At 72.5% G+C, this 21765-nt stretch carries 20 protein-coding genes, 1 tRNA gene and 1 pseudogene; 12 read left to right on the top strand and 10 right to left on the bottom strand.

Annotated features, from left to right (window positions below):
• Positions 1-9: 9 nt before the first annotated feature.
• Entirely contained in the window at positions 10-720 is a 711-nt protein-coding gene (locus tag OG470_RS35945; protein WP_328419075.1) for a response regulator transcription factor, read from the bottom strand.
• A complete protein-coding gene (locus OG470_RS35940; RefSeq protein ID WP_328419074.1) occupies positions 717-1922 on the bottom strand; it encodes a sensor histidine kinase in 1206 nt (401 codons plus the stop codon). The genes OG470_RS35945 and OG470_RS35940 overlap by 4 nt, the downstream gene beginning before the upstream one ends.
• 120 nt (positions 1923-2042) lie before the next feature.
• On the opposite strand from OG470_RS35940, the gene pyrE reads away from it, so the two are divergent.
• From pyrE to OG470_RS35925, 3 genes and pseudogenes are all read left to right on the top strand, one after another.
• Positions 2043-2585 carry an orotate phosphoribosyltransferase gene (gene pyrE, locus OG470_RS35935; protein ID WP_328419073.1) on the top strand — a complete coding sequence of 181 codons (543 nt, stop codon included), beginning with the start codon at positions 2043-2045 and terminating at the stop codon, positions 2583-2585.
• A 137-nt stretch (positions 2586-2722) separates the two neighbouring features.
• Positions 2723-3261: pseudogene (locus OG470_RS35930) on the top strand (hypothetical protein).
• Positions 3262-3363: 102 nt separating this feature from the next.
• Positions 3364-3690, top strand: coding sequence for a hypothetical protein (locus OG470_RS35925; protein WP_328419072.1), 327 nt, complete (start codon positions 3364-3366; stop codon positions 3688-3690).
• Positions 3691-3834: 144 nt separating this feature from the next.
• On the opposite strand, the gene OG470_RS35920 is transcribed toward OG470_RS35925, so the two are convergent.
• Positions 3835-4485, bottom strand: a complete 651-nt coding sequence (locus tag OG470_RS35920) for a hypothetical protein (protein ID WP_328419071.1) — start codon at positions 4483-4485, stop codon at positions 3835-3837.
• A gap of 240 nt (positions 4486-4725) precedes the next feature.
• On the opposite strand from OG470_RS35920, the gene OG470_RS35915 reads away from it, so the two are divergent.
• The gene (locus OG470_RS35915; RefSeq protein WP_328419070.1) at positions 4726-5343 is read left to right on the top strand and encodes a copper resistance CopC family protein; all 618 of its coding nucleotides are present in this window, start codon (positions 4726-4728) and stop codon (positions 5341-5343) included.
• A 65-nt stretch (positions 5344-5408) separates the two neighbouring features.
• On the opposite strand, the gene gltX is transcribed toward OG470_RS35915, so the two are convergent.
• The 3 genes from gltX to OG470_RS35900 are packed head-to-tail and all read right to left on the bottom strand — an operon-like array spanning position 5409 to position 9491.
• A complete protein-coding gene (gene gltX / locus OG470_RS35910) occupies positions 5409-6818 on the bottom strand; it encodes a glutamate--tRNA ligase (protein ID WP_328419069.1) in 1410 nt (469 codons plus the stop codon).
• Positions 6819-6867: 49 nt separating this feature from the next.
• Complete coding sequence (locus tag OG470_RS35905) at positions 6868-8145, bottom strand: MFS transporter (protein ID WP_328419068.1); 1278 nt, start codon at positions 8143-8145, stop codon at positions 6868-6870.
• On the bottom strand, positions 8142-9491 hold the full coding sequence (locus OG470_RS35900; RefSeq protein WP_328419067.1) for a GH1 family beta-glucosidase: 1350 nt from the start codon (positions 9489-9491) through the stop codon (positions 8142-8144). The genes OG470_RS35905 and OG470_RS35900 overlap by 4 nt, the downstream gene beginning before the upstream one ends.
• A gap of 187 nt (positions 9492-9678) precedes the next feature.
• Between OG470_RS35900 and OG470_RS35895 the strand changes: the two genes are divergently transcribed.
• Positions 9679-10128 carry an SRPBCC domain-containing protein gene (locus OG470_RS35895; protein ID WP_328419066.1) on the top strand — a complete coding sequence of 150 codons (450 nt, stop codon included), beginning with the start codon at positions 9679-9681 and terminating at the stop codon, positions 10126-10128.
• A gap of 183 nt (positions 10129-10311) precedes the next feature.
• On the opposite strand, the gene aceE is transcribed toward OG470_RS35895, so the two are convergent.
• The gene (gene aceE / locus OG470_RS35890; protein ID WP_328419065.1) at positions 10312-13050 is read right to left on the bottom strand and encodes a pyruvate dehydrogenase (acetyl-transferring), homodimeric type; all 2739 of its coding nucleotides are present in this window, start codon (positions 13048-13050) and stop codon (positions 10312-10314) included.
• Between the two features lie 224 nt (positions 13051-13274).
• Here aceE and OG470_RS35885 point away from each other — a divergent pair, with 224 nt between their 5' ends.
• A complete protein-coding gene (locus tag OG470_RS35885) occupies positions 13275-13679 on the top strand; it encodes a YjbQ family protein (RefSeq protein WP_328419064.1) in 405 nt (134 codons plus the stop codon).
• 52 nt (positions 13680-13731) lie between these two features.
• Here OG470_RS35885 and OG470_RS35880 read toward each other — a convergent pair whose 3' ends face one another.
• Positions 13732-15384 (bottom strand): alkaline phosphatase D family protein, encoded by a 1653-nt coding sequence (locus OG470_RS35880; protein ID WP_328419063.1) that lies wholly within the window; start codon positions 15382-15384, stop codon positions 13732-13734.
• 229 nt (positions 15385-15613) lie between these two features.
• Here OG470_RS35880 and OG470_RS35875 point away from each other — a divergent pair, with 229 nt between their 5' ends.
• The 5 genes from OG470_RS35875 (at position 15614) to OG470_RS35855 (ending at position 19908) form a co-directional block, all read left to right on the top strand.
• Positions 15614-16102 (top strand): MarR family winged helix-turn-helix transcriptional regulator, encoded by a 489-nt coding sequence (locus OG470_RS35875; protein WP_386984692.1) that lies wholly within the window; start codon positions 15614-15616, stop codon positions 16100-16102.
• Positions 16103-16153: 51 nt separating this feature from the next.
• Positions 16154-18652, top strand: coding sequence for a thiamine pyrophosphate-dependent enzyme (locus OG470_RS35870; protein ID WP_328419062.1), 2499 nt, complete (start codon positions 16154-16156; stop codon positions 18650-18652).
• Positions 18653-18764: 112 nt separating this feature from the next.
• Positions 18765-19202: a DUF3052 domain-containing protein gene (locus OG470_RS35865; RefSeq protein ID WP_328419061.1), complete on the top strand. Its 438-nt coding sequence runs from the start codon at positions 18765-18767 to the stop codon at positions 19200-19202.
• A gap of 88 nt (positions 19203-19290) precedes the next feature.
• Entirely contained in the window at positions 19291-19755 is a 465-nt protein-coding gene (locus OG470_RS35860) for a peroxiredoxin (protein ID WP_328419060.1), read from the top strand.
• Positions 19756-19836: 81 nt separating this feature from the next.
• Positions 19837-19908 (top strand) — tRNA-Val (locus OG470_RS35855).
• An 88-nt stretch (positions 19909-19996) separates the two neighbouring features.
• Here the strand turns inward: OG470_RS35855 and OG470_RS35850 are convergent.
• Positions 19997-20893 carry a hypothetical protein gene (locus OG470_RS35850; protein WP_328419059.1) on the bottom strand — a complete coding sequence of 299 codons (897 nt, stop codon included), beginning with the start codon at positions 20891-20893 and terminating at the stop codon, positions 19997-19999.
• A 90-nt stretch (positions 20894-20983) separates the two neighbouring features.
• On the bottom strand, positions 20984-21400 hold the full coding sequence (locus OG470_RS35845) for a tetratricopeptide repeat protein (protein ID WP_328419058.1): 417 nt from the start codon (positions 21398-21400) through the stop codon (positions 20984-20986).
• Between the two features lie 80 nt (positions 21401-21480).
• Here OG470_RS35845 and OG470_RS35840 point away from each other — a divergent pair, with 80 nt between their 5' ends.
• Positions 21481-21732: a hypothetical protein gene (locus tag OG470_RS35840; protein WP_328419057.1), complete on the top strand. Its 252-nt coding sequence runs from the start codon at positions 21481-21483 to the stop codon at positions 21730-21732.
• The last annotated feature ends 33 nt before the right edge of the window (positions 21733-21765 follow it).

Here is a 21765-nt window from a genome sequence, read left to right as displayed (position 1 = left end):
GGTCCGGGCTCAGGACGGCGGGGCAGGGGCGGGCAGGCCCAGCTCCTGGGCCAGGATCGCGGCCTGCACCCGGCTGCGCAGGTCCAGCTTCGCCAGGATCCGGCTCACGTGTGTCTTGGTGGTGCTCTCCGCCATCACGAGCCGGTCGGCGATCTGCTGGTTGGACAGGCCCAGGCCGAGGCAGGCCAGCACGTCGCGTTCGCGCGGGGTGAGCGTTTCCAGCGCCGCCCGGGTGGCCGCCGACGCGCCCGGCGCGGTGGCCGCGAAGGCCGCGATCAACCGGCGGGTCACCGCCGGGGCGATGAACCCGTCACCGCGCGCCACCGTCCGCACCGCCGCGACGAGCCCCGGGGCGTCGGTGTCCTTGAGCAGGAAACCGGCCGCGCCAGCGCGCAGCGCGCCGAAGACGTACTCGTCCAGGTCGAAGGTGGTGAGCACCAGCACGTCGGCGAGCTCCTCGGCCACGATCGCCCGGGTGGCGGCGATCCCGTCCCGGAGCGGCATCTGGATGTCGAGCACCGCCACGTCGGGGCGCAGCTCCCGGCACAGCCGGACCGCCTCGTCGCCGTCGCCCGCCTCGCCGACCACCTCGACGCCCGGCGCGCCGGCCAGGATCAGCCTCAGCCCGGCCCGTACCGCCGGCTGGTCGTCGGCCAGCGCCACCCGTACCGATGGCTCCGCAGCGCCGACGCCAGCCGGTTCCCGGGCCGACGCGGTCATCCGTCCTCCCGAGTGGGCAGCGCCGCCCGGACCTGCCAGCGGCCGTCGTGCGGTCCGGCGCTGAACCGGCCCGCCAGCAGCGTGGCGCGCTCCCGCATGCCGATCAGCCCGGCACCGGCGCCGGGCAGCCCGGCCCCGCCCCGGCGGACCGGGTTCTCCACCGTCAGCACCACCTCCGCCGGCCGGTACGCGATGGTCAGCTCCGCCTCGCCCGCGCCGTGCTTGAGCGCGTTGGTCAGCGACTCCTGCACGATCCGGTACGCCGCGAGATCCACCCCTACCGGCAGCGGGCCCGGCGTGCCGTCGGTGCGGACCCGCACCGCGAGGCCGGCGGCCCGGATCCGCTCGACCAGCCGGTCCGCCTCTGCGAGCCGCGCGGTGACCGCCTCCGGCAGCGCGCCGCCCCCGGCCCCCGGCGCCCGGCCGCCGCCGGAGCCCGGCTCCCGCAGCAGCTCGATCATCTGCCGCATCTCCGCCAGGCCCTGCACGCTGCTCTCCCGGATCACCCGCAACGCCGACTCGACCTGGCCGCGGTCCAACCCCTTCACCGACAGCACGGCGGTGGCGTGGATGGCAACCGCGCTGAGGTGGTTGGCGACCAGGTCGTGCAGCTCCCGGGCCATCCGGGCCCGCTCGGCGCTGACCGCCTGCCAGCGGTCCAGCTCGACCAGGCGGGCGGTCTGCTCGGCCCGGGCCCGCTCGGCGGCGGCCTGGTCGCGGTACTGCCGCACGCTGACCCCGGTCAGCACCGGCAGCAGGCCGGCGAGCACCACCGGCACCCCGACGGCGACCCCACGCCACTGGTCGAAGATGAGCACGCCGACCACCGCGCCGACCAGACTCAGCCCGATGGTCACCCGCAGCAGCCACCGCCACAGCCGTGGCGGGCCGTACACGCAGGCGTCGTAGAGCACCTGGGTGTAGATCAGGATCGTCCCCAGCGAGCCGCCGAGCGCGGTGTCCACGACCAGCGCCCCGGTGCCGACGGCCAGGCTGGTGCGCGGGGCGACGCGGCGCAGGCCCACGGCCACGCACATCGCCAGCAGCGGCGGCAGGTACAGCGCGGGCGGCACCTCCGGGTGCGGGCGGATCTGCGGTTGCCAACCGAGGGCCCACAGCACCAGGCCGCCGGCCAGCGACGCGCCGGCCAGGGTGAGGTCCCGGCCGCGGGTGCCGGAGCCGAGCCACGGTGGCGGTCGCATGCCCCCGATCCCACCACAGCCGCCGACCGTCGGACTCCGCCCCCGGGACGACCTGGCCGGCCCCGGCATGCGCCGAAAGGGGTACGCCCACCACGCGCCGATCCGGCCAGAATGATCATCATGACTCCCGCAGAGACCACAGCCGCACTCGCCCGAGAGATCGACAGCACCTGCCGGCTGACCGGACAGTTCGTGCTCCGCTCCGGGCGGACCGCCGACGAGTACTTCGACAAGTACCGGTTCGAGGCGGATCCCCGCCTGCTGGACCGGGTGGCCGCCCACCTCGCGCCCCTGGTCCCGACCGGCACCGAGGTGCTGGCTGGACTGGAGCTGGGCGGGATCCCGGTGGTGACCGCGCTCGGCCGGCACACCGGGCTGCCCTGCGCCTTCGTCCGGAAGACCGCCAAGCCGTACGGCACGGCCCGGCTGGCCGAGGGGGCGGAGCTGGCCGGCCGACGGGTGCTGGTGGTCGAGGACGTGGTCACCTCCGGTGGGCAGGTGGTCAGCTCCACCGGGCAGCTGCGCGAGCTGGGCGCCCGGGTCGATCACGCGCTCTGCGTGATCGACCGCGCGGAGGGTGGCGCTGCCCTGCTGGCCGAGCACGGCGTGGCGCTGCGGGCACTGTTCACCCGCGCCGACCTGGAGGCCCACCGGACCCGTTGACCCGCTCCGGCGGTGCCGCCCGCACCGACCGTCAACGGCGGCGGGTCCACCGAAGGACGGACCCGGATCTCCTCTTCCACGTCGAGGCTCGGACCCCGCCGAGCGGCGACGCTGGGTGACGGAACGGGGAGGTCGACGTGTTGGTCGCGGTGATCATCGGATGTGAGATCGGGTTCTGGGTGGTGCTCGCCGCCGGGCTGTGGCCCGCTACCCGCTGCGCAGGCCACGGCTGGGCGCGGCGCTGCTGGTCTGCGTACCCCTGGTGGACCTGGCGTTGCTCGCCGCGACGGTGATCGACCTGCGCCGCGGCGCGACCGCCGGCTTCAGTCATGGTCTTGCCGCCGCCTACCTGGGCTTCTCGGTGGCCTTCGGCCACTCGATGGTGCGTTGGGCGGACCAACGCTTCGCCCACCGGTTCGCCGGCGGTCCGCCACCGGTCCGGCCGCCCCGCCACGGCTGGGCGCGGACCCGTTACGAGTGGCGTGAGTGGGCCAAGGCACTGCTCGGCTGGGCCATCGCCTGCGGTCTGCTCGGCGCCGCGATCCTCTGGGTGAACGACGCGGAAAGGACCCGCGAACTGGTGGGCTGGATTCAGAGGCTCACCGTCGCCATCGTGATCTGGCTGGTCGCCTTCCCGGTCTGGGAGACCCTGTTCCCGCGCCGCCCGAAGCGCTGACCCCGGGGTACGCCGTGCACGACCCGTCGGTCCCGGCCAGTACGGTGTCAGGGCACGTCGGGGGAGCACCCGGGGGTGAGTGCGAGCGTGAGGAGACCGGGGATGGCGCACGGGGAGGCCGATCACGGCTGCGCCCAGGGCGAGCCCTGCCGGCCGGGGCACGACCCGCAGTCGGCTGCCAAGCACCGTCGGCCGGTCGGCGGCGTGCCGCCCCATCCGGCGGAGCCGCTCGCCGCTCGGCCCGACGAGGAGATCTCGCTCCCGCGCCAGCGGTCCGGCGAGCCGGCGGCCCTCGGCGAGCCGGAGCCCGACATCGCCGCTGGTTGCCTCAGCGACCTGCCCGGCTGGGCGGGCGCGCACCGGCACGGCCCGGTCCGGCCACGGCAGCGGGCCACCCGCCGGGAGCGCCCGCCGCGCCGTTGGTGCTGACCACCCGGCCGTGCGGCGGCGGCCAGCCGTGACACGGTCCCGCTGGGGCGGGCCCGCGGACGCGCGCCGCCTCGTCGAGGCGGGCCACGCCGGGGCAAGCTGATCCTGGAGGTCCGACCGGCAGTGCGCGGGCCCGGCGGTGGGTCAGCGGGTGCGGCGGCGGATCAGCAGCGCGATCCCGGCGAGGCCGACCGTGATGGTCAACATCACCGCGACGTTGAGCAGCAGCAGTCGCTGCAACTCGCCGAGCGCCTCGTCGAGGTCCTTGGCCGGGTCGAGAGTGTCCTCCGGGAGCACCCGCTCGCCGCCACCGACGCCGCCGCTGACCGTGTCGAACTGCCGCTCCAGAGGCACCCCGGCGGTGCGCAGCGTCTCGGACATGCTGAGCCGGCCGAGGAACCAACCGGCGGTGGTCTTGCGCCCGTCCGGCTGCTTCGCCGGCCGGTGGATGCGCGGGCCGCCGACGGCCTTGGGGTAGAGGTCGTAGGTCTGCTTCGGCGTCTCCCCGACGAGCACCACGACGGTGTACTTCGGACCGAGGTTGGCCGCCTTCGGCCCGGTCGGCTGGCCGGTGCGTCCGAGGAAGTTGACCTGGTCGATGACCGCCACCACGTGCGTGGGCTGCGTGTCCGCGCGCAGCCGCAGCGGCTCGGACAGCCCCACGCCGGTGATGTCCACCCCGGCCGGTGCCGGCTTCGGTGCCGCCGTTGCCGGGCCGGCGGTGCCGAGCGACAGGAGTGCCGCCGTCAGCGTGCCGGTCAGCACGGCGGCCCAGCGCCTCATCTGTCGGACCATCCCGCCTCCTCGCCCCGTTCGATGGATGGCTTCGCCGTGACGTCCGGATCGATTGGTCGGTGGCGGGACCGACCGGGCGGTCGGAGCCACTCTCACAGAGTCGCAGAACGTCGATGATTTACAGCTTGTGGAACAGTAATTGGAACTATCTGCGATCTCTGCTCGACTAATGAGGAGCTGTTTGATCAGCGGGCGGATCGTACCCTTACGGAGGGGTTCATGGGGGGCAGGGTTACACGTTTGGCGCGGGTCGTGCCAGTGGTGCTCGGCGTGGCGTTCGGTGTGTCGTTGCTGGTTCCGGCGACGCCGGCGGCTGCGCACAACTCACTGACGGGCAGCGACCCGCGCGACGGTGCCCGGGTGGCCACCGCGCCCACCCGGATCGAGCTCCGTTTCCTGGCCAAGCCGGCCCCGGCCACGACGAAGATCACAGTAACCGGACCGGACAATGTGGTCGCTGGCGGCCCGCCGGTCTTCGACGGCAGCCGGGTGCGTGTGCCGTTCCGGCCCGGTGCCGCAGGGCTCTACATCGTCGGTTACCAGGTCGCCTCCGGTGACGGGCATCCGGTGAAGGGCGAGGTGCGGTTCACCCTCACCACCGGCACGGCCGCCGACCCGTCCGCGCCCGCCGGTGGCATCGCACCGACCGCCGCGGCGGCGGGTCCGACCGCAGAGGTGGCGCCCTCGGGGACGCCCGCCGCCACCGCGACCGTCGGCGCGACTCCGGCGGGCACCCCGGTGCCGACCGCCCAGGAGAGCAGCCAGTTGCGCGGCTGGCTGTGGACGGTCGCGGCGGCTCTGCTGGTGGGCGCGTTCGTCGTCGGGTTGCAGCGGCGGTACCGAGCCCGGCGCCGCTGACCGACGGCGAACACCACGCGCGGCTGGCCGGCCGGGCACCAGCCTGGCTGGCTGGCGGCCGACGGTCAGACCAGGCGGAGCCGGGCGGCGCGCATCCGGGTCAGGGCGCGCTCGCGACCGAGCACCTCCAGCGACTCGAACAGCGGCAGGCCCACGGTGCGACCGGTGACCGCGACCCGGACCGGCGCCTGCGTCTTGCCGAGCTTGAGGCCGCGCTCGGCGCCGACCGCCTCCAGCGTCGACTTCAGCGACTCGGCGTCCCAGGACTCCAGCGCGTCGAACGCCGCGATGGCGGCGTCCAGCAGTTCGGCCGAGCCGTCCTTCATGGTCTTGGCCCAGGCGGCCTCGTCGATCAACGGTGACGCCAGGAACAGGAAGTCGACGTTCGGCACGATCTCGCTGAGCACCGTGATCCGGGTCTGGGCCAGCGGCGCCACGGCAGCGAACGCCTCGGCGTCGAACTCCTCGGGCTGCCACGGCGGCGGCGCGATGGTCCCGGTGCCGGTCAGCCACGGCTGGCAGGCGTCGATGAACTCGGCCACCGGCAGCGCACGGATGTAGTCGCCGTTGAACGCGCGCAGCTTCTTCTCGTCGAAGAACGCCGAGGAGGCGTTGACGTCCTCCAGCCGGAACTCGTCCTCGATCACCGACCAGGGGACGATCTCCCGGTCCCCGGAGGGCGCCCAGCCGAGCAGCATCAGGTAGTTGCGCATCGCGTCGGCGAGGTAGCCCTCGTCCCGGTACGCCTCCAGGGCGACCTTGTCGCGGCGCTTGGAGAGCTTCTGCCGCTTCTCGTTGACCACCACCGGCACGTGTGCCCAGATCGGCGGCTTGACCCCGAGGGCGTCCCAGAGCAGCTGCTGCTTGGGAGCGTTGGGCAGGTGCTCCTCGGCCCGGATCACGTGGGTGATCCCCATGGTCATGTCGTCGACGACGTTGGCCAGCAGGAAGACCGGTGAACCGTCGCCCCGGGCGATGACGAAGTCCTCGATCAGGCGGTTCTCGAAGGTGGGCTCGCCGCGGATCAGGTCGACCACCACGGTCGCGCCCTCGTCGGGCGTACGGAAGCGCAGCGCCCGCCCCTCACCCGGGCCGAGGCCGAGGTCGCGGTGGTAGCCGTCGTAGCCCTGGTACTGCGAGCCGGTGCGGGCCTGCACGTCCTCGCGGGTGCAGTCGCAGTAGTACGCGCGGCCCGAGTCGTAGAGCCGGGCGGCGGCGGCCCGGTGCTCGCCAGCGTTCTGCGACTGGAAGTACGGCCCCTCGTAGCTGCCGCGGGAGATGCCGATCCAGTCCAGCGCGGAGAGGATGCCCTCGGTCCATTCGGGCTTGTTGCGGGCCGCGTCGGTGTCCTCGACGCGCAGCACGAACACCCCGCCCTGCTGCTTGGCGTAGATCCAGTTCTGCAGCGCCGAGCGGGCGCCGCCGACATGGAACATACCGGTCGGGGAGGGGGCGAAGCGCACACGTACCGTCACGTGCCCCAGCCTACGGCGGTCGGCGACCGCTTTTCGCCACGGCCCCCTCTCACGGGACTGAGCGGATCTTGACGACCAGGGCGCTGCCGACCAGGGTGACCGCGGCGGTGACCGCGTAGAGCGTCGGATAGCCGCCCAGGTGGACCACGAGCGGGGCGGAGAGTGCCGGGCCGAGCACCTGCGGCGCCGAGTTGGCGATGTTGATCACGCCGAGGTCCTTGGCCCGGTCGGTGGCCCGGGGCAGCACCTGGGTGATCAGCGCGGCGTCCACCGCGAGGTAGACGCCGTACCCGGCGCCGAGCAGCAGCGCCGCGACGATCGCCATCGGCCAGACCGGCGCGACCGCGAGCAGCAGCGCCGCCACCGCCATGATCAGCCCAGACACGATCACGTAGATCTTGCGCCGCCCGGAGCGGTCCGACAGCCGGCCGGCGACCACCGCGGTCAGCATCATGCCGAGCGTGTAGAGCAGGATCAGCACGAGCAGGCCACCCTCGGGGTCGGGGTGGCGCACCCCGTCGGTGAGGAAGTACAGCAGGTAGAGGGTGCCGAGCGCGTTGCCGAGCTGGACCAGGAACCGGGTGATCCAGGCCCAGGCGAAGTCCGGGTGCCGGCGCGGGTTGATCCACATCGAGGTCAGCAGCGCCCGCACCCGCAGCGCCGGCCGGTGCGCGCGGGGCAGCGGGTCGTCGGTGGTGAACAGCGCGAACGGCAGCGACAGCAGCAGGATGGCCACCGCGATGGCCAGGTAGCCGGCGGCGTTGCCGGTGACGACGGCGGTGACCAGCACCGCGCCGAGCACCAGCCCGAGCGCCTGCGGGATGCCCACCCAGCCGGAGACCCCGCCGCGCTGCACCACCGGCACCCGGTCCGGGATGGCCGCGGTGAGGCTGGCCAGCATCGCGTTGAAGCAGACCTGTGCGGCGACCCAGGCGAGGGCGACACCCAGGATGGTCCGCTGCTGGGCCAGCAGCATCAGGGCCGCCGCGCCGACCAGTGCGCCGCCGGCGGTCCAGACGTGCCGGCGGCCGAACTCCCGGCCGGCCACCCGCAGGCAGGTCCGGTCGGAGAGCGCGCCCGCGAGGGGGTTGGCCAGCACCGCGGCCAGCGCGCCCAGGCCGGTGACCACCGCCAGCATGGTCTCCTTGTCGCCCGGCGCGATCTGCTCGACCTGCTGCGGCAACAGCACCTGGATCGGCGTGAAGAACGCCATCCACACCCCGAGGTTGGCCGCGAAGATCAACCCGATCCAGCCGCGCCGCACCGGCACGGTCGGCTCGGCGAGCGCGGCCGGCAGCGACGCCGGGGTCGGGTCGAGGGTGGTCACCGGGCCGACCCCGGCCGGCTGGCCGCGATCACGTCCCGCAGCCAGGTGTACGAGGACTTCGGCGTGCGGGTCTGAGTGGCGTAGTCGACGTGCACCAGACCGAAGCGCTTGGTGAACCCCTCGGCCCACTCCCAGTTGTCCAGCAGCGACCAGACGAAGTACCCGCGTACGTCCACCCCGTCGTCGATGGCGGCCCGCACCGCCCGCAGGTGCCCGTCGAGGTACGCGATCCGGTCCGGGTCCGACACCCGTCCGTCCGGGTCCGGGGTGTCGTCGTACGCGCAGCCGCTCTCGGTGATCTCGATGGGCGGCAGCGCGTCGCCGTACGTGTCGCGCAGCCAGCCGAGCAGGTCGTGCAGCCCGTCGGGGACCACCGGCCAGTCGAAGGCGGTGCGCGGGTAGCCCTCCAGCGGGACCAGCTCGAACGGCAGTGGCGAGCCCTCCTCGGCGGCCCGTACACCGGTCGGGTTGTAGTAGTTGACCCCGAGCGCGTCGATCGGCGCGGCGATCGTGTCCAGGTCGCCGGGGTGGATCACGCTGGCGTCGAAGCCGGGCAGCTCCGGGTAGCCGCGGCCGAGCAGCGGGTCGGTGAAGAGCCGGTTGTGCAGCGCCTGGTACGCCTCCCCGGCGGCCCGGTCGGCGTCGCTGTCACCGAGCACCCGCACCGGGGAGTAGTTGTTGGCGATCGCCACCGGGCTGGCGGTGCGGGTCCGCAGTGCGGCGACCGCGAGCCCGTGGCCGAGCAGTTGGTGGTGGGCGACCGGGAAGGCGTCGAAGAGCAACATCCGGCCGGGGGCGTGCACACCCAGGCCGTAGCCGAAGCTCATGTGGACGAACGGCTCGTTGAGGGTGATCCAGAGCCGGACCCGGTCGCCGAGCCGGGCGGCGGTCTTCTCGGCGTACTCGGCGAACCGGGCGGCGGTGTCGCGGTGCAGCCAGCCACCGGCGTCTTCGAGGGGTTGGGGCAGGTCCCAGTGGTAGAGGGTGGCCACCGGGTCGATGCCGGCGGCCAGCAGGTCGTCCACCAGCCGGTCGTAGAAGTCCAGGCCGGCCGTGTTGGCCGCGCCAGAGCCGGTGGGCTGTACCCGGGGCCAGGCGATGGAGAACCGGTATCCCGAGACGCCCAACCCGGCCAGCAGCGCGACGTCCTCGGTGTGCCGGTGGTAGTGGTCGCAGGCCACCTCGCCGGTGCTGCCGTCGCTGATCCGGCCCGGGGAGTGCGCGAAGGTGTCCCAGATGGACGGCCCGCGTCCGTCGGCTGTGGTGGCCCCCTCGATCTGGTGGGCGGACGTGCTGACGCCCCAGCGGAAGCCGGCGGGGAACTCGGGCATCGGTGCGGTCGACATGCGCCCTCCCGGTCAACGTGAAATGTGCTCGGGACTCTAGGGCGCTCCGAATGAATGCGCCATAGGCCGGGATGGCGAGATGCGCAATGGTTGATCGGCGTGTCTTTTTCCAAACCCGTCCAAGTACGTCCAATTTTGCGCATAGAGTGCCGATATCGTGGGATGTCCTCACTGGAGGAAGACGGAAATGATCCTCGTGGAACGAAGTGCGCACGTGGCGGCGCCGATTGAAGTGGTCTGGGACGTCGTACAGCGGGCCGAGCAGTTGCCGGCCTGGCTGGCGGGGGTCCGCGCGGCCGAAGTGCTCTCGGGAGAGGGCTTCGGCCGGCGGCAGTTGGTCCAGGCGGGGCGCGGCTCGGCGCATGAGGCCGAGGTGATCGCCTACCAGGAGCCGACCTTGATCGGTTGGCGGGAACGGGCCAAGGGCGCCGGTGCCCGTGCGGAGGCGCGCACCGAGATCTACGTCCAGCTCACTCCCGATGAGGAGGAGGAGGGCGGGACCATCGTGCGGCTCATCGTGGTCCGCTGGCCGGCCGGTCCGGTCAAGGCGGCCCTGCTGCGCCTCGGGCTGCGTCGGGTCGGCGCCGACCTCGAGGACTCGCTCGCCCGGCTGACCGACCTGGCCGCCGTCGGCTGACCGCCGAACCCCGGCGTCACCCGCCCCGGCGGTGGCCCCGGGTCCCCGCCAGGGACCCCGGACCGCCGCCGCCCCATCTCACCCGCCGTCCGCCCGGTCGATCGGGGAGCACGGGGCGAGGGTGCGGGTGCACCAAAAAGGGCCCGGCGCGGGTGCGCCGGGCCCTTCCTGGGTGGTGCTGGGTCAGCTGTCGCCGCCGGTCTCCCCGACCGGGGCGGCGTTGACGTCGTCGATCGCGTACTTCTTCGCGGCCTCGGCCGGCACGGTGGCCGCCACCGCGCCGCTGCGGGCCAACTGCCGCAGCGTGGCAACCACGATCGACTCGGCGTCGACGTGGAAGTGCCGGCGCAGCGCGTGCCGGGTGTCCGACATGCCGAAGCCGTCGGTGCCGAGCGACGTGTAGTCACCAGGTACCCAGCGGGCGACCAGGTCCGGCACCGCCCGCATCCAGTCGCTGACCGCGACCTTCGGCCCGTCCGCGTCGGCGAGCTTCTGCTGGATGTACGGCACCTTCGCCTCGGCGCCCGGGTTGAGCAGGTTGAACTCCTCGGCCGCCACCGCGTCGCGGCGCAGCTCGGTCCAGGAGGTCACCGACCAGACGTCGGCCGCCACCCCCCAGTCCTGGGCGAGCAACTGCTGGGCCTTGAGCGCCCACTGCATGCCGGTGCCGGAGGCGAGGACGTTGGCCTTCGGGCCGTCGACCTGCGGTGCCGGCGAGTAGCGGTAGATGCCCTTGAGCAGGCCCTCCACGTCCACGTCGGCCGGCTCGGCCGGCTGCAGGGTCGGCTCGTTGTAGACCGTCAGGTAGTAGAAGACGTTCTCCTGCGCATCCCCGTACATCCGGTGCAGGCCGTTCTCCATGATGTGCGCGATCTCGAACGAGAACGCCGGGTCGTACGCGACCACCGCCGGGTTGGTGGCGGCGATCAGCAGCGAGTGCCCGTCCTCGTGCTGCAGGCCCTCACCGTTGAGCGTGGTCCGCCCCGCGGTGGCGCCGAGCAGGAAGCCCCGGGCCATCTGGTCAGCCGCGGCCCACAGCCCGTCGGCGGTCCGCTGGAACCCGAACATCGAGTAGAAGATGTACATCGGGATCATCGGCTCGTCGTGGGTGGCGTACGCCGAACCGGCCGCGGTGAACGAGGCGACCGAACCGGCCTCGTTGATCCCCTCGTGCAGGATCTGCCCGGTGGTCGACTCCTTGTACGACAGGAACAGCTCCCGGTCGACCGAGGTGTAGCGCTGGCCGTGCGGCGAGTAGATCTTCGCGGTGGGGAAGATCGAGTCGAGCCCGAAGGTGCGGGCCTCGTCCGGGATGATCGGCACCCAGCGCTTGCCGAACTCCTTGTCCTTCATCACGTCCTTGAGCAGACGGACGAAGGCTTGCGTGGTGGCCACCTTCTGCTTGCCCGAGCCACGCTTGACGTCGGCGAACCGCTCGGGACCGGGGATGGCCAGCCGCTTGGTGCTGGTCCGCCGGGACGGCAGGTAACCGCCGAGCTGCTCGCGCCGCTCCTTGAGGTACTGGATCTCCTCGGACTTCTCACCCGGGTTGTAGTACGGCGGCAGGTAGGGGTTCTCCTCCAGCGCCGAGTCCGGGATGTCCAGGTAGAGCCGGTCGCGGAAGGTCTTCAAATCCTCCAGCGTCAGCTTCTTCATCTGGTGGGTCGCGTTGCGGCCCTCGAAGTGCGAGCCGAGCGTCCAGCCCTTGATCGTCTTCGCCAGGATGACGGTCGGCTGACCGGTGTGCTCGGTGGCCGCCTTGTAGGCCGCGTAGAGCTTCCGGTAGTCGTGCCCACCCCGCTTGAGGTTCCAGATCTCGTCGTCGCTGAGCGGGTCGGCCATCTTGCGGGTACGCGCGTCACGGCCGAAGAAGTGCTCCCGCACGTACGCGCCGGACTCCGCCTTGTAGGTCTGGTAGTCGCCGTCGGTCGTGGTGTTCATGAGGTTGACCAGGGCGCCGTCGGTGTCCGCGGCGAGCAGCGGGTCCCACTCGCGGCCCCAGACCACCTTGATCACGTTCCAGCCGGCACCCCGGAAGAACGACTCCAGCTCCTGCATCACCTTGCCGTTGCCACGGACCGGGCCGTCCAACCGCTGAAGGTTGCAGTTGATCACGAAGGTGAGGTTGTCCAGCTCCTCGCGGGCGGCCAGGCCGATGGCGCCCAGCGTCTCGGGCTCGTCCATCTCACCGTCGCCGAGGAACGCCCACACGTGCTGCTGCGAGGTGTCCTTGATGCCCCGGTGCTGCAGGTACCGGTTGAACCGGGCCTGGTAGATCGCGTTGAGCCCGCCGAGGCCCATCGAGACGGTGGGGAACTCCCAGAAGTCCGGCATCAGCCGCGGGTGCGGGTACGAGGGCAGCCCACCACCGGGGTGCGACAACTCCTGGCGGAACCCGTCGAGCTGGTGCTCGCTGAGCCGGCCCTCCAGGAACGCCCGCGCGTACATGCCGGGGGAGGCGTGGCCCTGGTAGAAGATGTGGTCGCCGCCGCCCGGGTGGTTCTTGCCCCGGAAGAAGTGGTTGAAGCCCACCTCGTAGAGCGACGCGGAGCTGGCGAAGGTGGAGATGTGCCCGCCGACGCCGATCTCCGGGCGCTGCGCCCGGTGCACCAGCATGGCGGCGTTCCACCGGACGTAGGCCCGGATCCGCCGCTCGACGTGCTCGTCGCCCGGGAACCACGGCTCGCGTTCCGGCGGGATGGTGTTGATGTAGTCGGTCGTGGTCAGGGGCGGAACCCCGACCTGGCGCTCACGGGCCCGCTCCAGCAGGCGCAGCATGACGTAGCGGGCGCGTTTGGCGCCGCCCTCGTCGATGACACCGTCAAGCGACTCGACCCATTCGCTGGTCTCTTCAGGGTCGATGTCCGGAAGCTGGCTCGGTAGGCCGTCGCTGATCACCGGGCGCTTGCGTTCCGTAGCCACAGGCGTTCCCTCGGTTGTGTGTGGGATAGGTCTCTAGCGCCATCCTGCCCCCTGGTGGCACCCCTCGTCACGTCTAGGTGCCCCGGACGCGACGCTGAACACAGGTACCCGTCGGTAACTTAGCGCTACGACCGCCGTTCACCTCTCGTTCGGCCCCCTTGTCGCGCGCCGGGCTTGCTCGGTGGTGGCGGCTCCTGAATCCGCACTGCGGCAGAATGCGACGTATGCGCAGTGACGTGATCACCGTCCAGACCGGGTCCCGGCCGGCCGTCCGGGACATCACCGCCGAGGCCCAGGGGTTCGTCTCCAACGAGGGCGACGGCCTGCTGCACGTCTTCGTGCCGCACGCCACCGCCGGCCTGGCGATCATCGAGACCGGGTCGGGCTCCGACGACGATCTGCTCACCGCGCTCGACGCGCTGCTGCCCACCGACGGCCGTTGGCGGCACCGGCACGGCTCGCCCGGCCACGGCCGGGACCATGTGCTGCCGGCGTTCGTCCCGCCGTACGCCACGCTGCCGGTGCTCGGCGGGCGGCTGGCCCTGGGCACCTGGCAGTCCCTCTGCCTGGTCGACACCAACGGCGACAACCCCACCCGCCAGGTCCGCTTCTCCTTCCTCCCGGCCTGACCGGGACGGGCCCACCGCTCGCGACGTGAGCGGCGGGCCCGACCGGGGTGGGTCAGGGGCGGGTGGTCTCCCGCTCCACCGTGCGCCGGCCCTCGTCCGCCCCGGCGTCGGTGGCCATGCGGGCCGCCGACGGGACCGGGGTGTCGGCCGTCTGGTGCAGGCCGGGCACCCGGTCCTCGATCACGAACGAGGCACGGGTGTACGCGGGCGCGCCCGGCTGACTCACGTACGGCAGCACGTCGAAGTCGGCGGCGAGCTGCCCCGGGGTGATCGTGGTGCTCACGTACCCCCGCAGGTTGTTCTGGAAGCGCAGGTGCGGGTTGAACGGGAACCACGGGTGCGAGCCGGACGCCGAGTCCGCGCCGTCGCCGCCCGAGGTGATCGACGAGCAGACCAGCTCGCTGCCGACGGTGCGCGAGGTCGGGTCGGCGTAGTCCAGCTTCAGGTCGCTGGCCCAGTGCGCGTGCACGTCGCCGGTCAGCACCACCGGATTGCGCACCCCGGCGGCCAGCCAGCCCCGGGTGATCCGATCCCGGGAGGCGACGTAGCCGTCCCACGCGTCCATGCTGGTGACGGTGAGCGGGCCGGCGTTGTTGTCCCGCTGGGCGAAGAAGACCTGCTGGCCGAGGATGTCCCAGCGGGCGTCCGAGCGGCGGAAGCCGTCCAGCAGCCACGCCTCCTGCTCCGCCCCGGTGATCGACCGGGCCGGGTCGAAGGCCGCCGGGCAGGCGTCGTACCCGTCGCCGCAGGCCTGGTCGTCGCGGTACTGCCGCGTGTCGAGCATGTGGAAGGTGGCCAGCCGCCCCCAGCGGACCCGCCGATAGAGCTGCATGTCGATGCCGCGCGGGATCGAGGTGCGCCGCAGCGGCATGTTCTCGTAGTACGCCTGGAACGCCGCCGCCCGCCGGGCCGGGAACTCCGGGTCCGGCGCCTCCGGCACCTCGTCGGCCCAGTTGTTCTCCACCTCGTGGTCGTCGAAGACCACCACCCAGGGCGCCACCGCGTGCGCCGCCTGCAGGTCGGCGTCGGTCTTGTACTGGGCGTGCCGCTGCCGGTAGTTGGCCAGCGTCCGGGTCTCCGGCCCCTCGTGGTCACGCGGGTTGCCACCCGGGACGTTGTACGTGTCCGGGGCGTACTCGTACTGGTAGTCGCCCAGGTGCAGGATCAGCTCCGGCTCGGTCTCGGCCAGCCGCCGGTAGGCGGTGAAGTAGCCGTGCTCGTACTGGGAGCAGGAGACGAAGCCCATCGCCAGGGCGGCCGGCATGGTCCACGGCGCCGGCGCGGTACGGGTGCGTCCGACCGGCGAGAGGTGCCGCTCCGCGCGGAACCGGTAGAAGTACTCCCGGCCGGGCAGCAGGCCGGCCAGCTCCACGTGCACGCTGTGCGCCGAGCGGGTGCGGGCGACCGCGACCCCGCGCCGCAGCACGTGCCGGAACCGCTCGTCGGCGGCCAGCTCCCAGTGCACCGGGACGTCGCGGTCCGGCATGCCGCCGAGGCCGTCCTCGGCGAGCGGCTGCGGGGCCAGTCGGGTCCACAGCACGAACCCGTCGTGGTCCGGGTCGCCGGAGGCCACGCCGAGGGTGAACGGGTAGGTCAGTGGCCGGCGGGCCGCCGCCGCGGCGGCCGCCACCGGCAGCCCGGTGACCGCGCCGGCGGCGCCGAGCGCGGCGCCGGACAGCAGGATGGTACGTCGGGACAGTGACACGGATTCCTCCCCAGGGTCCGATCTTTCGTGACTCCGGGAGCCTCGCGAGCCCCGGTGGCCGCCAGGTAAAGGCGAGGGCCCTGGCCCGTCGCCGGCAGTCGAACACCGATCACCGCGATCGATCCGTACCCGGGCCGCTGCCCCTCGCCCGGGCCGCGTCCGGCATCGCCCGCCCGGCCGGCGTGACCGAACCTGATCGGTGAGCTGGGCGGCCGACGCGATGCGTACGATGGGCGCCGTGGCGCAGGAGGTCGTTCCCGGAGCAGGTGGGCCGGTGGACCGTGCCGGCCTCGCCGCCGACGTGGTGCGCCGGATGGCGCACGTGACCGCCGCGCTGCGGCATCGGCAGGGCTCCGCGTTCGCCGAGCTGGGGCTCACTCCGGCGGCGGCCCGGGCGCTGCACGAGCTGGACCCGGACCGCCCGTTGCCGGCCCGCGACCTCGCCGAGCGGCTGGGCTGCGACCGGTCGAACGTGACGGCGCTGGTCGACAAGCTGGAGCAGGCCGCCCTGGTCGAGCGTCGCACCGACCCGGCCGACCGGCGGCAGAAGACGTTGGTGGTGACCGTGAAAGGCCGCGACGTGCGCGCCCGGGTGACCGAGGTGATGTCCGACTCCCGACTCCTGGCCGGGCTGACCGACCAGGAGCTGGACACCCTGCGCGACCTGGTGTGGAAGGTGTCCGACGGGGGCTGTCCGGAGCCCTGCGGCCCGGAGTGAGTCGACCCGCGCCGACCGTGTCCCACTGGGCGACCAGGGCTTCCGTCGGTAATGCTGTGCGACGTGACCACCCCGCAAGATCTCGACGACCGCTTCCGGGAGACGCTGGCGGCCCTTCCCGCCGCCGAGCGGCGGCGTGACCCCGCCGACCCGGTCACCGACGACGCCCCGCTGACCGGCGCGCAACTGCTGGATCTCTTCGACGCGCAGGTCACCAGCCGGCAGCTCGACCTGGCAAGCCGCTGGCTGCGCAGCTTCGGGGAGGGCTTCTACACGATCGGCTCGGCCGGGCACGAGGGCAACGCGGCGGTCGCCGCCGCGCTGCGCCCCACCGATCCGGCGCTGCTGCACTACCGCTCCGGCGCCTTCTACTGCGTGCGCGCCGCCCAGGCCGCCACCGAGCCGGAGCCCACCGGCGAGCCGGTGCCCGCCGCCGACTCGGCCCCCACCGCCGACCCGGCCCCCACCGCCGACCCGGAGTCACCTGCCGACCAGGAGTCGCCCGCCGAGCCGGAGCCGTTGGGATCCGAGCCCGCAGCCGAGCCGGCCGGGGCCACGGCACTGCCCACCGGCGGGTTCGCGGCGTACGCGGAGGCCGCCCGGGATGTGCTGCGGGGGATGGTCGCCTCCAGTCAGGAGCCGATCGCCGGTGGCCGGCACAAGGTGTTCGGCCGGGCCGACCTGGCCATCGTCCCGACCACCTCCACCATCGCCTCGCACCTGCCCCGGGCGGTCGGGATGGGACTGGCGGTGGAGCGGCTGCGCCGGCTGGACAGCGCCGGGCGGCGCACCGGTGCCGCAGTGCGGGTCGGCAGCGGCGCCACGCACGCCCCGTGGCCACCGGACGCCATCGTGGTCTGCTCGTTCGGCGACGCCTCGGTCAACCACGCCAGCGCCACCGCCGCCTTCAACACCGCCGGCTGGTACGACCACGCCGGGCTGCGCATCCCGGTGCTCTTCGTCTGCGAGGACAACGGGCTGGGCATCAGCGTCCGCTCCCCGGAAGGCTGGGTGGAGGCCACGCTGCGGTCCAAGCCGGGCATCCGCTACCTGACCGCCGACGGGGCAGATCCGGTGCAGGCGTACGCGGTGGCGGCGGAGGCCGCGGCCTGGGTGCGCCGGCACCGGCGGCCGGCCGTGCTGCACCTGCGCACCGTCCGGCTGATGGGGCACGCCGGGGCCGACGCGGAGTCGGCGTACCGCAGCCCGGGGGAACTCGCCGCGGACCTGGACCGGGACCCGGTGGCCGCCACCGCGCGGCTGCTCGTCGACACCGGCGTGGCCACGGGCGAGGAGTTGCTGGCCCGGTACGACGAGACCGGCTGGCAGGTACGCCGGCTCGCCGAGCAGGTGCTGGGCGAGCCGAAGCTGTCCTCCGCGGCCGACGTGGTGTCGGCGCTGGCGCCCCGCCGGCCGGTGCGGGTGGCACGGGCGGTGGCCGACGCGGCGGCCCGGGCCAGCGGCCCGGGCGCGGGCGCCCGGGAGGAGGCGTTCGGGGGCAAGCTGCCGGAACTGGCCGGCCCGTTGACCCTGGCGCAGAGCATCAACGCAGCGCTCGCCGACGGGATGCTCGACCACCCGCAGATGGCCATCTTCGGCGAGGACGTGGCCGCCAAGGGCGGCGTGTACGGGGTGACGAAGGGCCTGCGCGACCGGTTCGGTCCGGCCCGGGTCTTCGACACCCTGCTCGACGAGACCTCGGTGCTGGGGCTGGGGCTGGGCGCCGGGCTGGCCGGGATGCTGCCGGTGCCGGAGATCCAGTACCTGGCGTACCTGCACAACGCCGAGGACCAGCTACGTGGCGAGGCGGCCACCATGCAGTTCTTCTCGCAGGGCGCGTTCCGCAACCCCATGGTGCTGCGGGTGGCCGGGCTGGCGTACCAGGAGGGGTTCGGCGGGCACTTCCACAACGACAACTCGGTGGCCGTACTCCGGGACGTGCCCGGTCTGGTGGTCGCGGTGCCGGCGCGGCCGGACGACGCCGCGCCCATGCTGCGGACCTGCCTGGCCAGCGCGGCAGTGGACGGCAGCGTCTGCGTGTTCCTGGAGCCGATCGCGCTCTACCACACCCGCGACCTGTACGCGGAGGGTGACGGTGAGTGGTCGGCCGGCTATCCGGAGCCGGGCGCCTGGGTGGCCGGGCACGTGCCGATCGGCCGGGCCCGGGTCTACCGCATCGGGTCGGCCGACGACCTGACCATCATCACCTTCGGAAACGGGGTGCGGATGTCGCTGCGGGCCGCGGCCGTCCTCGCCGAGGAGGGGGTGGGCACCCGGGTCGTGGACCTGCGCTGGCTGGCCCCGATGCCGGTGGCCGACATCATCCGGGAGTCCTCGGCGACCGGCCGGGTGCTGGTGGTGGACGAGACACGCCGTTCCGGCGGTGTCGGCGAGGGAGTTATCGCCGCACTGGTCGACGCCGGATATGTCGGTGCCGCGCGACGTGTGGCAGGAGTTGACTCGTTTGTACCATTAGGTCCAGCAGCACGTCAGGTTCTGGTCTCCGCGGAAGCCATTACCGACGGTGCCCGTACGCTGCTGGCACGGTAAATTCCGTTCCACCCGGTGCGCCACTTGCGCGCGGACGCACAACTGTGTGGACTTTGCCTGACGGCGTCGCACCGACGCCGCGAGCAGGGACGAGATGAGGAGGCACGCGACAGTGAGCGCGACCGCTGGTCAGGCCGCCGACGGGGTACGCAGCCTGGCGGACCGGTTCGGGATCGAACCGGGGATGGTCGTCATGGAGATGGGGTACGACGATGACGTCGACCAGGATCTCCGGGACGCCCTGACCGACCGCTCTGGAGAGCTGGTCGACGAGGACACCGACGAGGTGGTCGACGCGGTTCTGGTCTGGTACCGCGACGGCGACGGTGACCTCTTCGAGCTTCTCGTCGACGCCCTCGGCCCGCTGGCCGACAACGGGGTCGTGTGGCTACTCACGCCGAAGGCAGGGCGTGAGGGGCACGTCGAGCCGAGTGAGGTCGCGGAGTCCGCGCCCACCGCAGGGCTCCAGCAGACCTCGACCGTCAACGCCGGCCGGGACTGGAGCGGCGCCCGCCTGGTGCTGCGCCGAGGGGTCAAGGGCAAGAAGTAGCCCAACCTTTGCCCTTCGCGCCCGGCGGTCCGCACCGCCGGGTGTGGCTGGCGTGCCGTCATCTCCTGACTCGATCCGAGGAGTTCGCATGCCCGTCGAGGTTGGCGCCGAGGCGCCGGACTTCGTGCTGAAGGACCAGAACAACCAGGAGGTCCGCCTCTCGGCCTTCCGGGGTAAGCGGACTGTGCTGCTGGTCTTCTACCCGCTCGCCTTCACCGGCACCTGCCAGGGCGAGCTGGGTGAGGTGCGAGACAACCTCGACGAGTACGTGAACGACGACGTCCAGGTGTTGACGGTCAGCGTCGACTCGGTCTACAGCCACAAGATCTGGGCCGACCGGGAGGGCTACCAGTTTCCGATGCTGGCCGACTTCTGGCCGCACGGCGGTGTCGCCCAGGCGTACGGGGTCTTCAACGACGTGGCCGGCGTCGCCAACCGGGGCACCTTCGTCATCGACAAGGCCGGCGTGGTCCGCTTCGCCGAGCTGAACGGCCCGGGGCAGGCCCGCGACCAGCGGGGCTGGCGCAAGGCCCTCGCCGAGGCGGCGGCCTGACCACCCGGGGTACGCCGTGCGCCCGGGCCGGCGGCGAGCAGGGTAAGCTTGCCAGCCTCCGGCCCGCCGTACGGGCGTTCCGGGCGCGTAGCTCAGTGGGAGAGCACCCGCCTTACAAGCGGGGGGTCGCAGGTTCGAAACCTGCCGCGCCCACCCTTCATCGTCAACACGAACACCAGCTCGATCTCGGCCGTGACCGACAGTTGTCACGGCCGAGGATGCGCCCGGCGACGCAGCTCCGTTATTTGTTCACGAGGTTGCGCAGTGCCGCGATCGCCGCCCGATCGCTGACCTCGGCGTAGATCTTCTTGTCGGCGCCGACCATGACGACGTACGGGCACTTCTGGTCATCGCCGTTCATGGCCTTGTCCAGCAGCTTGCGCCCGGTCGCGGCCTCATACACCCGAAGTCGCCAGCCGGTCCGCACCAGCGGCAGCGTCTGCGGCTTCGGGTCGTCGAACTTGCAGTTGCGGATCGTCGAGCCGGTGCTGACCCGGTCGAGGCAGGCCACCATCTGCACCTTCCTGGGGTCCTCCGACGCCCACGTCTGCTCGACCTTCTTCGACAGGCCCAGGTCGTAGTAGTAGCCGTCGTCCTTGTAGCGAAGGCCCGGGGTGTCCGAGAGGAGCAGGACGACCGGGTGCGGCGCCTTGCCGGCGCGCTTCGGCAGCTCCGGGTAGTAGATGTCCTCGTCGCACACCCGGTTCAGGTCCTCGACCTTCTCCGCCGGGTACGCGCTGGCCTGCGGCCCCTGCGCCACTGGCTCCTCGCTCTGGTCGGGCTGACCGCTCGCCGTGGGGCTGCCGCCGGTCGTGGGCAGCAGGGGCGCCCGGGACGCCGGGCTGGCGACCGGGGTCTCCCCGTCGCGGAGCAGGAAAATGCCGCCGACCAGGCCGACACAGGCCATCAGCACCAGCACCACAACACCCGCGACCGCGGCGACGATGATGCCGGTCTGGTTGGGCTGGGCCGGCGGCGGTGGCGTCGGGACCCAGGTGGTGGTGGCCGGCGCGAAGTCAGGAGCCGTACCCGGACCCGTCTCCGGTGCCTGCTCGTCCTGGGGGCTGGATGCCGCTCCCGCAGTCTGATCCGGAACCGGAGTCTGGTTTGTGTCAGGTTCAGGCCCGGTGTCGGCCATGCGGATGTCCTTTATTCGATCAAGGGGAAGCGCGACTGTACCAAGCCAGTGCGGTGGGCGTGACCCCGTGACCTGGGGATCCGCGAGGCCTCATCGCACCGACGAGCCGTTGCCCAGCACCGTCTCTCGCAGGACGTGCAGGGCACCTTCGAACTCGGCGGTGGCCTGCTCGCGCGGGTACCGGCGGTGCAGTTCGGCGTCCACCTCGCCGGCGATGAGCAGCAGCGACGGAAGTGAGCGGCGACCGGCACCGAACGCCCTCAGGCCGGTGTGGACGGCCAATTCGAGCTCTCCGGCGCGCGCTGCGGTGGCGGCCAGTGTCAATCGAGCTTCCGCCACCCGCATCGGCGACCGTTCGACGCCGTCCGGTGCCGTTGCGGCCCAGATCACCTCGGCCGCGTACCGCTCCGTCCGGGTGTCGTCCTCGGCGAGCCGGTAGGCGTCCATGGCGTAGAAGGACCACTTCGCGGGGTCGACCTGGAAATGGTCGTCGGGCCGCTCCGCCATGGGCAGGTCGTCCAGCAGGTGCCGAGTGATTCGGGAATCGGCCGGCGGGCGTACGGTGGGAGGGACGACGGAGGGCTCCGATGATCCCGACGATGATCCTGTTCGGTCTGGCGTTCGGGCGGTGGTGGCGCTCAACGCTCATCGCCGCCGCGCTGCTCTGGCCAGCCCTGCTGCTCGGCACTCACGCGATGCAGATCGAGGTGGGGTTGCTCGGCGCGTCCGGACTGGCCGTGGCCAACGCCGGCGGCGGCGTGCTGGTGCATCAGGTCATCCTGCGGACAGCCCGGGGGATGCGTCGCGCCAGGTCGGCCCGCGTCGGCAGCTCCCGATGACGGCCCGTGCTCCTGGTAACGCCATGATGGGCG

It is taken from the genome of Micromonospora sp. NBC_00389 (genome assembly GCF_036059255.1).
GTDB lineage: Bacteria > Actinomycetota > Actinomycetes > Mycobacteriales > Micromonosporaceae > Micromonospora.
This window is presented reverse-complemented; position numbering and strand designations above follow the sequence as displayed.